At 56.8% G+C, this 13,596-nt stretch carries 11 protein-coding genes; 4 read left to right on the forward strand and 7 right to left on the reverse strand.

The genetic code is table 11. The features are described 5' to 3' along the window. Window positions 1–8: 8 nt before the first annotated feature. Window positions 9–959, reverse strand: coding sequence for a ribonuclease Z (gene rnz / locus N5098_RS02060; RefSeq protein ID WP_267636022.1), 951 nt, complete (start codon window positions 957–959; stop codon window positions 9–11). 77 nt (window positions 960–1,036) lie between these two features. Continuing rightward, window positions 1,037–2,314: an erythromycin esterase family protein gene (locus tag N5098_RS02065; protein ID WP_267636023.1), complete on the reverse strand. Its 1,278-nt coding sequence runs from the start codon at window positions 2,312–2,314 to the stop codon at window positions 1,037–1,039. A 587-nt stretch (window positions 2,315–2,901) separates the two neighbouring features. On the opposite strand from N5098_RS02065, the gene N5098_RS02070 reads away from it, so the two are divergent. Beyond that, on the forward strand, window positions 2,902–3,816 hold the full coding sequence (locus N5098_RS02070) for a winged helix-turn-helix domain-containing protein (RefSeq protein ID WP_267636025.1): 915 nt from the start codon (window positions 2,902–2,904) through the stop codon (window positions 3,814–3,816). A gap of 107 nt (window positions 3,817–3,923) precedes the next feature. Here the strand turns inward: N5098_RS02070 and N5098_RS02075 are convergent, their stop codons facing one another. After that, a complete protein-coding gene (locus N5098_RS02075) occupies window positions 3,924–5,969 on the reverse strand; it encodes a DEAD/DEAH box helicase (protein ID WP_267636026.1) in 2,046 nt (681 codons plus the stop codon). A 248-nt stretch (window positions 5,970–6,217) separates the two neighbouring features. Here N5098_RS02075 and ppk1 point away from each other — a divergent pair, with 248 nt between their 5' ends. Beyond that, the gene (ppk1, locus tag N5098_RS02080) at window positions 6,218–8,425 is read left to right on the forward strand and encodes a polyphosphate kinase 1 (RefSeq protein ID WP_267636027.1); all 2,208 of its coding nucleotides are present in this window, start codon (window positions 6,218–6,220) and stop codon (window positions 8,423–8,425) included. An 88-nt stretch (window positions 8,426–8,513) separates the two neighbouring features. Then, on the forward strand, window positions 8,514–9,290 hold the full coding sequence (locus N5098_RS02085; RefSeq protein WP_267636028.1) for a metallophosphoesterase: 777 nt from the start codon (window positions 8,514–8,516) through the stop codon (window positions 9,288–9,290). 68 nt (window positions 9,291–9,358) lie between these two features. Here the strand turns inward: N5098_RS02085 and N5098_RS02090 are convergent, their stop codons facing one another. The 3 genes from N5098_RS02090 to N5098_RS02100 form a co-directional block, all read right to left on the reverse strand. Next, on the reverse strand, window positions 9,359–10,264 hold the full coding sequence (locus N5098_RS02090) for a DMT family transporter (RefSeq protein ID WP_267636029.1): 906 nt from the start codon (window positions 10,262–10,264) through the stop codon (window positions 9,359–9,361). Window positions 10,265–10,315: 51 nt separating this feature from the next. After that, window positions 10,316–10,690, reverse strand: coding sequence for a cupin domain-containing protein (locus N5098_RS02095; protein WP_267636030.1), 375 nt, complete (start codon window positions 10,688–10,690; stop codon window positions 10,316–10,318). 81 nt (window positions 10,691–10,771) lie between these two features. Next, window positions 10,772–11,653, reverse strand: coding sequence for a winged helix-turn-helix domain-containing protein (locus tag N5098_RS02100; RefSeq protein WP_267636031.1), 882 nt, complete (start codon window positions 11,651–11,653; stop codon window positions 10,772–10,774). A 204-nt stretch (window positions 11,654–11,857) separates the two neighbouring features. Between N5098_RS02100 and N5098_RS02105 the strand changes: the two genes are divergently transcribed. Next, a complete protein-coding gene (locus tag N5098_RS02105; protein WP_267636082.1) occupies window positions 11,858–12,232 on the forward strand; it encodes an HAD family hydrolase in 375 nt (124 codons plus the stop codon). Between the two features lie 15 nt (window positions 12,233–12,247). Here N5098_RS02105 and N5098_RS02110 read toward each other — a convergent pair whose 3' ends face one another. Beyond that, on the reverse strand, window positions 12,248–13,531 hold the full coding sequence (locus tag N5098_RS02110) for an NAD(P)/FAD-dependent oxidoreductase (protein ID WP_267636032.1): 1,284 nt from the start codon (window positions 13,529–13,531) through the stop codon (window positions 12,248–12,250). Window positions 13,532–13,596: the final 65 nt, after the last annotated feature.

Genomic DNA, 13,596 nt, shown 5'->3' on the forward strand with positions numbered 1-13,596 from the left:
GTATCCGCTCAGTCAAGCCGCTCGATTGCGAACTCGCGGTCGGAATCCGGGTACGGTACTGTGACCTGCATGCCGTCATCGGCAACGAACAACGTCCCGTCGAACCGTTCTGCCGCTTCGGATTCAAGTTCAGCCACACGACCCGTGTATCGCGTCGAGATATGGGTCAACGCGAGGCGTTTCACACCAGCATCATCGGCGACCTGTGCGGCCTCCCGAGCCGTCGAATGGGCTGTATTAAGTGCTCGCTCGCGGTGCTCTTTGCCAAAAGTCCCGTCGTGTACGAGCAGGTCGGCGTCTGTGGATGCATCCACGATACCGTCGGTCGGTCGGGTGTCCCCGGTGTAAACCAATCGCCGACCGGTGCGTGGTGAACCGACGACTTCTTCGGGCTGAATGGTTCGCCCATCGTGTTCAATTGCCGTGCCATCGTGGAGCTTCGAGTACTTCGGCCCCGGTGGTATCCCGAGTTCCTTTTCTGCTTTCTCGCGGTCGAATTCCCCTTTGCGGTCGTCCTCGACGAGAGCGTACCCAACAGCATTCGTACGATGGTTGTTCTGGATTGCGCGTACCTCATACTCCTCGCAGTCGAGGACAACATCCCCAGCCGACACTTGGGTCACCCGAATCGGGTAGGAAGGGCTCTGACCGGTCGCCGACAGCAGTTGCTCAACTCGGCTTCGAGTCCCAGTCGGCGCATGAATAGCTAGTGGCTTCTCACGGTCCTGAAAATCCCATGTTTGTGTGAGTCCCGGCAGTCCAAAGATATGGTCGCCGTGCATATGGGTCAGAAAGATATGTTCAATATCGAAGCCGGTTCCGTAACGCATCATCTGGCGCTGGGTCCCCTCGCCGCAGTCAAACAGCAGGCGGTCACCTTCTCGTTCCACAAGCAGTCCGCTCGGGTTGCGTACCGTTGTTGGAACTGCGCCGCTGGTCCCGAGGAACGTCACTTTCATTATGTCCTTCTCAACGAGCGAGGGCTAAACGCGTATCGACTCATCATGACTCTGCGTGCTATGGGTGTCTGACCAACTTACGGTACTGTGTCAAGTGGAATTGACGGAGTTGTCTCCTCGGCGACGAACAACCCGTCGAACGACGCGTCGAGGTCTGTTTCCATGATACGCCGCTCACGGCCTGCAGACGGGTCGACCACGGCTGAAACGGCCCGTAACTGTCGGTTTTTGACCCACGATGTGAGCCGACTATCATCCGCGGCACGCTCAATATTGAAAAACGCGTTTGGCGTGTCGACGCTGTCGAGAACTGCGGTTGCTGACGCTGTCGGCGGTTCTATGGCAGTTATTGTCCGGACACCTCGGTTTTGGGGTGTATCCGCGTTGGCAACCGCACGATACGCACCGTGGGCAAAGTCGGTCGCGTAGGGATGGTATCTTGAGCCATGCTCGCGGGTGAGGAACTCGCCCATCGTCGTTCCGCTTGCCCATTCGTGGGCCATGTCGAATGACCCTCGCTTTATATGCGTGTTGTGCGCCCAGACGATAACCCCGTTTCCAGGGTCGGTTTCTACACACCAGGTTGCGTTTTCTGCCATATACTGGTCACGGCACTCGAAGGCATCGGAGTTGAACCCCTCTGTCGCGAGTCGGAGCCGGTTCCATTCGCAGTTCTGTTCAAGATGCCGACACAGGTGTACCGCCGTCTCCCACCCCCGTTCCGACCACTGCTCGACGAACTCCTCACGGTGCTCGTTGAGGTGGTCCCGAAGAGTCGCGGCAACCGTAATTCCACTGTCAAGAAACGAATCACGGGCAACTCCGTTGTCTGGTATCTCTTCGTCTGCAAGTCGGGTTAGTCTGTCTTGCTCGGGAATTGCTCTGTCGATGTCTGAGAGAACCGTTCGGAGCCTGTCAGCAGGGCCACTCGGGTTCGAAAGACTGACGCCGTAGATGCGGACCCTGTCTTCGGGTGGCCGCCCCACATTGAACGTGCGGAGCCACTCGACAGTGTCCCGAATTGTCTCGGTTTTCCAGACCCAAAGAATCAAATCGTCGAGCGCGTCTGCTGGCGTGCCGACGCCGTGGTGAACAAACTCGTCAAGTGCTAGTGTGTTGACGAAATCCGTCTCGAAGGCGACTGTCCGAAAGCCACACTCGGCGACGAGGTGACAAAGCAGTCGCTGTTTCAACGTAAAGAGTTCGTGTGTTCCGTGAGTCGCCTCGCCTAGCCCTACGATCTCCCCTTTCGTGGCGCTGGACTCGAAAACCGGTAGTTGCTCGCCGTCCGGATGCATCGAGTCCAGTGGGTAGCTGTGAGCGTCTAATCCAGCAGAAACGTCATCTCCGGCCATACGGTTGTTTTCCTCTCGCGGTGGTAAATACCCAGTCGCTTATGAGTGCGGATTTTGCAGCCGTTCTCTTGGCAGACCGTCGTTGCTTGTCGGCAGACCAGTTTGGCGACGACTTGTTTTGTGTCTCACAGAGCCACTCGACGAGCCAGTCGCTGATAGCTGTGATTTCATCGTCACCATTGTTTCGTGTCTACTACTGTTACCCGTCCGCTCGCCACTGTGATACTGCTGTAGACGGAAGCTACCGAATGTCGTTCTACGGAGCGACAGTAGCTGACCGCAGATGAAAGGCGGCGACGAGGCGGTCGAGCTAAGCGATTGATTTCAGACACAGGGACGGACGAACTTCGGTTTGTGAGGCCGGTGTCTATCGGCGATACGGTCCACGCTGAAGCTGAGAGGCTCACAAAGTGAGAAAGCGTCCATTCCACGGCGACGGGTGTCGTCAGACAGCAGGTAACGATCCATATTCAGGACAATGAACCTGTGCTATCGGTTGATCTCCTGTTGACCGTTCGATGATTTCGGTCTGTGGAAGTCTCCGGTGGTGCCCGAAATTTATGAGAGATGCTGTACATTCTTTCCCTATGGACCATCCGCAGTTCGTCGAACACGACGAACCGGAGGACGTCTTCACGTTGCTATCAGACGACAACCGAATTGATATCCTTCGGGCACTCTGGAACAGTGACGACCTGATGACGTTCTCGGCGCTTCATGATGCCGTCGACATCAGGGATTCTGGACAGTTCAACTACCACCTGGACAAGCTTGTCGGCCAATTTGTCACCAAGACCGAGGAGGGGTACGAACTCACCGCAGCCGGCTGGCAGGTAAACGGCGCAATTGAGGCAGGCTCGTACACAGCTAAGGGACGGATGGAACCGATAGCAATCGACCCTCCGTGTCCGGCTTGCGATGGATCTCGGACATTTTATTATGAGAACGAAGTAGCCCGCGTCGAGTGCGATACGTGTGATGTCCGGATGGAATTCCCCATCCCGCCCAGCACTTTTGTCAACTGTAACCGTGAAGACATCCCAACGGTAGCCGGTAAGTACCTCCGAACGACAATCAAGGGGCTTGATACCGGGTTTTGCGCGCAGTGTGACGGACCGGTCGAACGGACCGCCTGCCATGTCACTGACTCGTCGTTATGGGACTCCTCTGTCGACGATGTTGACCAGCAACTGGGCAACGTTTCCGACATGCCTGTCGTGGAGTACGAGTGCCTACAGTGTGGGCGCGAGCCGACGAGCGGATTACCGTTTTCCTTGCTCACCCACCCCGAAGTCGTCGGCTTCCACTACGACCGCGGTATCGACATCCGGAGACGCTCGATCTGGGAGTTCACACCCTTTGGCACAGAACACGCACAGGTCACAAGTAATGACCCATTCCGGGCGAGTGTGAGTTTTATAGCCGGCGACGACAAGCTGACACTCATTGTTGACGAGGAGATAACGGTCCTCGAGACGACCGTAACGACCACCGCAGAATAGTAGCGGACACGAGTATCCAGAGTGTGTCCTAACGTGCGTTAGTTTGCGTGAACGTCATGTACCGTCTTCGGGCTCGATTGTAGCTACAGCCCTCAGGAAGTGACCAGTCACTCTTCGTCGTCGATTTGCTCCATCCGAGCAACGATATCGTAGGGCGTTTCGTCCTTACGGATACCATCGAGAAGAACGAATGCATCCCCCGGTGAGAGGAAGTGACTCGTTACTGCACGCCCGAGTCTTGTCGGTTCGAGGCCGTCGATAAACTCGTACTCTAGAAGCTTCCCCAGCGCGTACTTTGCCGGTATCTCCCCGACCATCCGTTCGTTGAGATCGCCTGCACGGTCGCCCGCGACAGTGATATTCGCCAGTGTTTCTGCGACTGCGGCGGCTCCATCGTAGCGGGTAGTCACCGGCTCCATCTCGCCCTTTAGTAGCTTGAATGCGACCTCGTCTTCGGTCATTTCTTGGCTACCATGGTAGGCACCGTCGGGTTCGACCAGTACGTAGACTGTTCCTTTGTCGTGGTAGTCAGGGCGACCGGCACGACCGAGCATCTGGTGGAACTCCTGTACTGAGAGCCACTCGATACCCATTGCTAATGAGTCAAAGATAACCTGTGAGGCAGGAAAGTCGACCCCGGCGGCAAGCGCGGCGGTCGTTACAACGGCCGACAGCTCTTGGTCAGCGAACTGTCGCTCGACGCGCTTGCGACGTTTGTTGTCCAGCCCGGCATGGTACGGTGCCGAGGAATACTCTAGCTTTCGGGAGATTTCATGACAGCGCCGACGCGAATTGGTGAAAATAATTGTCTGACCGCGGTACCCCTTACTTGATTTCTGGTCGAACGCCCGCCGAACAAGTTTGTTCTCGATGCGGCTTTTCTCTTTGCCGTCAGCGAACGTGACGTGGCGCTCGATGGGGACAGGACGCTCTTCGAATTCAATGAGCGTTGTTTTCAGCGACTTAGCCAGTGTCCCGGGGTTCCCAACTGTCGCTGAGAGGTAAATCCACTGGGTGTCGCTGTTCGTGTTTCGGTCCCGGCAGTAGTGTTTGAGCCGGGTGATGAGTCCGTCAAGTCGGTGTCCGCGCTCACCTTCGCCGAGGGTATGTACCTCGTCGATGACGACCGTGCCGACATCGCCGAGACTCTTGTCTGTTCGGAGAGAATGGTCGATACCTTCGTAGGTACCGACGATGACATCTGCAGTGGGGTCAAATTGTTGGCCGGTATCGTTGACTCGGCTGGCACCGACACGAAGTGTGACATCAACGATATCGCCGTAGCGGTCCTGAAACTCGTGGTACTTCTGGTTTGCCAGTGCGACCAGCGGGACGAGAAAAAGCATCTTGCCTTTCCCGTTGAGTGCTCTGTCGAGACCAGCCATCTCACCGATGAGTGTCTTCCCGGTTGCCGTTGCACTCACGATAAGCTGGTCGTCGCCGGCGGTTACACCGTTCTCAACAGCGAGACTCTGTACCGGTAAGAGAGTGTCAAAGCGTCCTTGTAGCTTCGATTGGATGCCTGGATGCAAGTCGAGCGAGTCAACGGAAACAGGGTCGACATCTTCGACTGTCGGACTGATTTCGTCGAACTTCGTAAGCTCAGGGTCAAGATCCCCTTTGAGCAGGTTCGTGATGCGCTCTAGGTCCTGTACTTCGAGTAGAAGCGATTCGAGGCGGTTCTGTGCGGTACCGGATATCTGGCCCTTGTAGGCGAGTTCGCGGTCCAACTGCTCGCGGGCACAGTCCGGACAGATTGACTCATCGTTCTCGGTTTCAATTGCCGTCTCGGTGGTAATCGGTGAGTATCTGCCACTTGATGCACAGAGACGACAGGTACGGACAACCTTTGCTTCCTGTTGATAGGCGTCGAGTAGTTCGTGCAGTTCCTCACGCCCCTGTCGCGAGGTCTGTTCGGAGAGACGAATACGGTTCGCCCGACGGGCCATGCTAACGAACTCGTCAGGGCTATGGAGTTGTTCATCGCTCCCGTCAACAACCCGGAGCCGAGCCGGCCTCGGGCCTGCATTCGTCTCCTTGACCTCCAGACGCCCGCCGAGAATCCGCTCGTCGTCGCGTTCGACAACGAGCCGATAGGTATCGCTAGCCTCGTGCAAAAAGAGCGTATCGACGCGTGGTACCTGCCGTGACACACCGATGCGTAGTCCCTCACGGTATTTGAGTGAACCGGACTTTTGCTGACCCCTCTCAACATGTGGCCTTACTCTCTGTCTCACCGTTGTGGCTTGTTATATATTGATATTTATTATATTATACGTTTGTATATTATTCCTAGCAACTCATTTAATCCAACTCCAGATATATTGGAAACGCAGACCTTGCGACAGTGGACGGTAACAACTCGACGAAGGCTCTATGAACGCAGTTGCGAAGTCCGAATATGACAACAACGTCGACAATGGCAGATAAAAGACAACAATATGACTGTTTCTCCTGTGGCAGGGGATTCGAGACGCGAGCACAGTTACGAGGACACGTAAACAATGGACACACAGAGTGTGAATGGGTCGATGACGATACCGTCGACCTCCGTGATACGGAGTACTACTTGAGCCGTGAACTGAGCAAACTTGAGTTCAACGGACGCGTTCTCGCGGAGGCGACCGACGAGCGGAACCCACTGTTCGAGCGCGTGAAATTTCTCTCCATTTTCACCCAGAACATGGACGAATTCTTCATGAAACGGGTTGGTGGTCTCGAACAACAGCGCGCCGCGAACATCACGGCGACATCACCTGACGGCCGAACCCCAGACGAACAGTGGCGCGACGTGCTAGCGAAAGCTGGGCCGCTACTCAACAGGCAGGCCCAGTGTTACCACGACCAGCTCAGACCGGCCCTCGCCGAGGCTGGCATCGATATCTGTGAGTACGAGGAGCTCTCGGCCAAAGAACAGGAAGACGTTAATTCCTACTTTGAGAGCTCTGTACTGCCGACGCTTACCCCGCTGACAATTGACTCGGCAAAGCCGTTCCCACACATCTCGAACCTTTCGCTCTCGCTTGGGGTCTTGACACAGCAAACCCACGAGAGCGAGCCGACGTTCTCTCGTGTCAAGATACCAAAAAACAGGCCACGCTTGGTTCAGGTCGGCGAGACAACCCGGTACGTACCGCTCGAACAGGTTGTCGCGGCTAACCTCTCTTTTCTCTTCCCGAACGTAGATGTCATCGAACACGCTACGTTCCGTGCGACGCGCAACGCTGAGGTCCGGCGCAACGAAGAAATTGCTGAGGACCTCGTCCAGCGCGCCGAAGAAGTCATTGAACGCCGGCAGTTTGCGACAGTTGTTCGACTCGAGATTACCGAAACAATGTCCGAGCGTATGCTCGACACGCTGCTTAGTCACCTCGATGTGGACGAACGGGCTGTCTTTCGGCTGGCGCCGCCACTCGATTTCAGAGATTTTGATCAGTTACTGAATCTCGACAGGCCGGACCTGACTCTCGACGAGTGGACACCACAGCCACATCCACGGCTGTCTCACCGGGGACACGACTCCGGAGAGTCGATTTTCGAGGAAATCAAGCGCGATGACGCTCTCGTCCATCATCCGTACCATTCTTTTGACGGGACAGTCCAACGATTCCTCGACGAAGCAGCCCATGATCCTGACGTGCTCGCAATTAAGGCAGCAATCTACCGAACAGCGAGCGATTCACAGATAATTCAGCGGCTTATCGACGCCGCCAAGAACGGCAAACAGGTTGCGGTCATGGTCGAACTCAAGGCCAGATTCGATGAAGAAAACAACCTCGAATGGGCCCAGCGACTCGAAGAGGAGGGTATCCACGTCGCCTACGGTACCATCGGCTACAAAACGCATACGAAGACGACACTGGTCGTCCGTGAAGAAGACGACGGCGTCGAACTCTACTCTCATGTCAGCACTGGAAACTATCACTCGGAGACAGCCAAACGCTACGAGGACTTGGGTTTGTTTACGTCCAATCGCGATATTGGGCAAGACCTCGTGAAACTGTTCAACTACTTTACCGGCCATTCCCTCCACAACGAGTACAGAGACCTCCTGATTGCGCCGGGTAACATGCGTGAGCGGTTCGTTGAGCTGATTCAGCAAGAGGCTAAACACGCCCACGACGGCAAGGAGGCACGGATTGTTGCCAAGGTCAACCGACTAGAAGATCCCGGGATTATCAGGGAACTCTACCGTGCGTCTCGCGCCGGTGTCAACATCGATCTCATCGTCCGAGACATCTGTCGACTCCGTCCTGGGCTGGCTGGCGTCAGCGACAATATCACCGTCCACAGCATCATCAACCGTTTTCTCGAACACTCCCGCATCTACTATTTCCATGACGACGGTGCTGACCGCTACTTTATCGGCTCGGCGGACTGGATGGAACGTAACCTCGATAACCGCGTTGAGGCTGTGACGCCAATACACGATACGCAGATTCAGCGACGACTTCAACACGTGCTCGACCTGTGTCTCACAGATAACGACAAATCTTGGGAGCTTCACCCTGACGGCAGCTATTCCCGCCAAACGCCCGATGACGACGAGTCGATACGGAATGCACAGGCGATACACATGCGGGAAGCCCGGGAAACCCATCCGAACTGAGCAGGCGGTACATATGAGTATATAGCTATCTTTCCCCTTTCGTACTAGAACTAGCAGGACCTTTTAGGGTCAATCACTGAGGATTTGTATGGCAACGGAGCGTGCCGAGGATGTGCGTACAGAAGCGAAACCGCCCAACGATAAGTTTGTTCGACCAACTGGTAGTTGGGGCACAGAGTCGGCCTTCAGCGACGCTGAGTTCAGTGAACGCGTCGCCAACTACCACTGGCGGTTCGACGCTGATGCGTACGAAAATGTTTATGTTGTGGGCGATGTCCACGGTTGCCTTTCGGAGCTACGGACGCTCTGGGACCGGCTTGACCCGACGCATGATGAGATGGTCGTATTCGTTGGCGACCTTATTCGAAAGGGACCGGCAAGCACCGGAGTCGTTGAGTTTGTTGATGACCAGCCAAATGCTGTGAGTGTCAGGGGCAACAATGAGGCCAAAGTCCTCAATGGCAGCGTCGACCCGGAAGCGTTCGAACCGGCTGTCGAGAGTATCGAGTCGATGCCACTTGTCGTTAGCTGGGGTGACTCGATGGCCGTTCACGGCGGTGTCGACACCCGGCGAGACCTCTCCGATCAGACACCGACCGACCTGCTCGAATCGCGCGCGATTCCGCCTGAAAATGGGTACGACGGCCCCTTCTGGTTCGAGCAGTACGATGGCCCCGGCCGTATTTTCTTTGGGCATACGGTGGTTGAATCACCGTTTATCTCTGACGGGGCTATCGGTCTCGATACCGGTCTCGTCTACGGCGGTGAACTAACAGCCTACGACTGCAAAGCGGAGACGCTTGTCAGTGTGTCTGCTGAACGCACCTATCAAAAGCGCCCTGCCGAGAAGTTCCTCTCTTTTTGAGTAGCCAGCATCGGCCGTGTTTTGTTGTGTCGTACTGCGTATTCACAAAGATACATTGCAAACAGCGGCTATGTGAGATTTTGCTCCGCTCCCGCGTCGGCCTGAATAATGAGGACTCCGCTGAGAATCAGTGCCCCTCCAACGAGGAGTAGCAGCGTTGGAGACTCCTCAAGAACGAGAATACCCAGCACGACAGTCACGAGTGGTTCAGCGGTTCCGAGCACGCTCGCGTGACTCGCTTGAATCCGGTCAAGTGCGGAGATATACAGAAACATTGGGAGCGCCGTCCCGATGGTAGCGATACCGAGCACGACAAGCCATTGGTCCAGTCCACTTGGGAGGCCAAGTCGCCCTGAACCGGTGCTAAACACGAGAAACGAGAGTGCAGTACCGACCAGCGCAGTACCGGCAAAGGCGTCCGAGTCAGCCGTGGCGAGTGCAGCTCGGCTGCCGATGATGTAGCCGGCCAGGCCCAGTGCGGCCAGCACCACGAGAACAATGCCAACGAAGTCGACCGCATTGGAGCCGCCGCCGAGGATGAGACCGACGCCACTCAGCGCAAGGAGTAACGCACCGACTTTGTATCGCGAAACTCTCTCATCGAGGAGCCATACGGCGAGCACGTAGACGTAGACAGGGTACGTATAGAAAACGAGCCCGGTGAGACCTGCCGAGAGGAACAGTAGTCCCCAAAAATAAAACCCGGTAAAAAACGCATAGAGGACGCCCAGCGCAAGTGCAACTCGGCGGTCCCACGTTCCCAACAGCTCTGCCCGGCCCGACAGTACAAGCCCAACCCAGAGAAGACCTGCACCGAGGATGAAACGGAACGTAAGCAGTGTTGTCGTTGCTAGCCCGACGTCTTCGGCAAGCTTTCCGAAAATTGCGAGTGTCCCGAAACAGGCAGCCGAGAGCAGTCCCATGACAACTCCAACGCTCCTACGGTCCATCGACGCCAGCCCCAGTCGGTTCACGGACAGAGAAACGGTTACAGGAGGCTAAACCCTTCTTTTGGAATATCTGCGTCATTCGACCAACTCGATGTCGTCATCGCCAGTTGGAACCGCACAGATGAATGCAGCTTCTGTATCGCTGGGGTTGTGGTACCAGTGAACTGCGCCGTCTGGGATGTGCAGCGAGTCGCCGGCACTGACGGTGTACTCGGTGTCTTCGATACCGACGACATACTCCCCGTGCAGGACGTACTGCTCGTGCTCGATTTCGTTTGTGTGTTCTGGGACCTCGCCACCGGCTGTCAGCGTGAACCGACGAATTGCAACGTTTGGAGCGCCATGGTCCTCGTTTATCAAGACGCCTTTCGACAGTCCGTTGGCAGCCTCGACAGATTCGTACTCGATATCCTCTGCGTGACGAACAAGTGGCTCACTCTCTGAGTCCATGGTCGAACAAGCGTGCGGACGGAAAATAAACTATCTGGAAACAGAGGTGGTGATATCTTTCAATGCAGGTAGTCGACGGCGCTAGCAGTCGACGCAAACCGTCTCAGCTACCGTTAGCTCCTCGTCGATGATAACGTGAAGCTCGTCAGAACCAAGCGGGATTCTGACCGAGACCTCCCAAGGGTCTTCAGCGTTGACAGTGGTATACTCGTCGTCGACACACCAGGGAAGGGTCCAATAACGGCGGTCCGTCAACGAGATGTCGTGGTCAGCATAGAAAGAGGTGACCGCTGCTTCGTCGAGCAATACGAGACCAACCGGCGAACACAACTCGTGGTGGCACTGCTTGCAGACGTGCTCGGCACGAACCGAAACATCGAGACAGCAGGATTCCTCGCGTGCAATTTCAGTTTCCATCCGCCCACTACAGACGGGGCAGACGCCGTCAGCGGCCAGACAGTGCAGGTGACGGACTCGCTCGTCAAACGCCTGTGCAATCTCTTCGGGTGTCCGGTCGACCAGTCCACCGGGCGGGAACGGGTACTGGCCGTGTGCCTTGCCACAGTCGTCACAGCTAACCGAAAGTTGCTCGTCGTCGTAACTGGCATACAGCGGGCCGCCACACCGCGTACATGACCCTTGCACGTCGAAGGGGTCGACCTCGGGTTGCCGTGTGAACGTGCCTGCCCGAATGGCACGGATGACCTGTCCGCCGGCAAAACGGAGGTCGTACCCCTCGTCTGTCTTGGCGACGAACTGGTCGGTGAGCTGTTTGAGGTGGTAGTTGAACTGGGCGCTGTCGTCGAGATTGATTTCGTCGAACAGCTCCGAAAATCGGATTGGGCGGTCCTCTGCACGCCAGAGGGCTTCAAGAATATCTAGACGGGTTTCGTTTGCGATGACCGAAAGCGCCTCCGCTGGCGGGACGTTGCTCCCGGTCGATTTGTCGGTCATAGAGCTCATACTGTTTTGTTCGTTGGAACAACACAAAAACATTCGCTGAACTGAGTTTCAGTAGCGTCCTGTCGTCACCGTGTTGGTGACCGAGGCGAATCGTCACGCCGTTCAGCGTGACGAACAACGCAGACAGCGCCTGCAGACTGACCGTTTCGATGCCGACGAGCAGGAGCGGCAGCGCCTGTCATAGAATAGTTCTCGTGGACTCAGATAGCGGTCAGTACAGGTCGAGACGAGGTTGGCCTCGTCACGAACGGCCGAAAAGAGACACAGCAGGCGAAACTCGAAACGTTGGGTATCGCCGACAGCTTCGAGGTGACGGTGTACTGTGACCTGGCTGGCGGCGTCGACCCAAAACCTGCGACGGAGCCGTTCGACCGCGCACTCGCGGCACTCGCTGTGCCTCCAGCGGCGACAGCGTACGTCTGGGACGACCACAGCGCGGACGTCGTCGGTGCGCACGAGGCTGGTCTCCAGTCGGTCTGGGTCCCCCCGGACCGTCCCCACGAGAGTCATCTGACCGACCCCGACCCTGAACCGACACACCGGCTGGAATCGCTGACCGACCTGCCAACGGTTCTCTGACCGCCGCTGTCTTTTTTAGCTGCCGGCTATTCCGTCCCGCTGTATCGCCTCAGCAGCCTCCCGGCCGCTGTCGAGTGCGCCCTGTATCGAGGACCACTCCGTGTACTCCCCGGCGAGGTACACCGGCCCGCTGGGCGCGTCAACGTTAGGCCACTCACGGCCAAACCCGGGGGGTTGGGCGAGTTGTGCGAACGGAATCCGGTCCGTTCGAAGCAGTTCGAGCGCTTCGAACTGATTTTCGGGGAACCACGCACCCAGCGCAGCCTGAACCGCCTCGGCAAGCTCTTCATCGGTGGCTGACTGCTCCCCGAGGAACGTCGCACTGAGGAGATGTGTCTCGTCTGGGGCGTACTCCGGGGCGACTGCCGAAAGCACAGCAACCTGGTTCGGCCGCGCGTCGGCCACGTTAAGCAAAAGCCGGTCGCTCCCTTCAAGTCGCTGGGTCTTGGGAACCGAAAAGTACTGTGTCACACAACCATGTGCCTTCGTGGGAATCGAGTTAACTCCCGTCAGAGTGCTAGCTGTTGGCGGGTCCGTCGCGACGACTGCTGCGTCTGTCTCTATCGTTTCGAGTGGTGTTTCGACGACTGCGCCACCGCTGATTGTCCCGTCTGTCGGCTCGACTGCTTCGACTGGTGTACCGGTCTCGATTGTCGCCCCTGCATTCCGTGCTGACTCGACAAGCTGGTCGGTGATGGCTCCCATTCCGCTAGCTGGGACCGCCGCCGGGCCGGCAGTGAGCATCTTAAAGGTGTATTCGAAGACGAACGCCGAACTCGACAGCGAGCGGTCGAGGGTGATGCCACCGTAGAAGGGCGTGGCAAACCGGTCGCAAAACCGGTCTGAAAAGCCACGCTCGTCGAGGTATTCCTCGATGCTCATCTCCGTTGCCGTATCCAAATCGTTGAGAGACTTTCCAGCAAGCTCTCGACGCAAGCGTAACACTCGTAGCTTATCGCCAAGCGTCACGTCACGGTTGAACAGCGTCGACAGCAACGCGCCGGGGTCTCGGAGTGGGTCGGCAAGCGTCGTTCGCTCACCGGGTCTGACGAGTGTCGCGCCGGGTCTGAATGCTCTTAGAGAGAGGGAATCGAGGTCGAGTTCGCGTTGTGTGGCGGGGTACGATGGAAAGAGAACCTGGAACCCGCGGTCGAGAACGAATCCGTCCTCGTGGCTGCTCCGGACGCGCCCCCCGATTTCGCTCTCGCGTTCGAACAGCGTTACGTCAAGTCCGGCGTCGGCGAGGTGTCGTGTGGCTACCAATCCAGCAAGTCCGCCGCCGGCGACTACCACTTTCATACGGAATATCTCCGGGTCGACGTGTAAAAATGACTCCGGAAACGTCACTTACTACATCGGAGTGC

Origin of the sequence: Halovenus rubra, assembly GCF_026586665.1 — an archaeon.
GTDB classification, from domain to species: domain Archaea; phylum Halobacteriota; class Halobacteria; order Halobacteriales; family Haloarculaceae; genus Halovenus; species Halovenus rubra.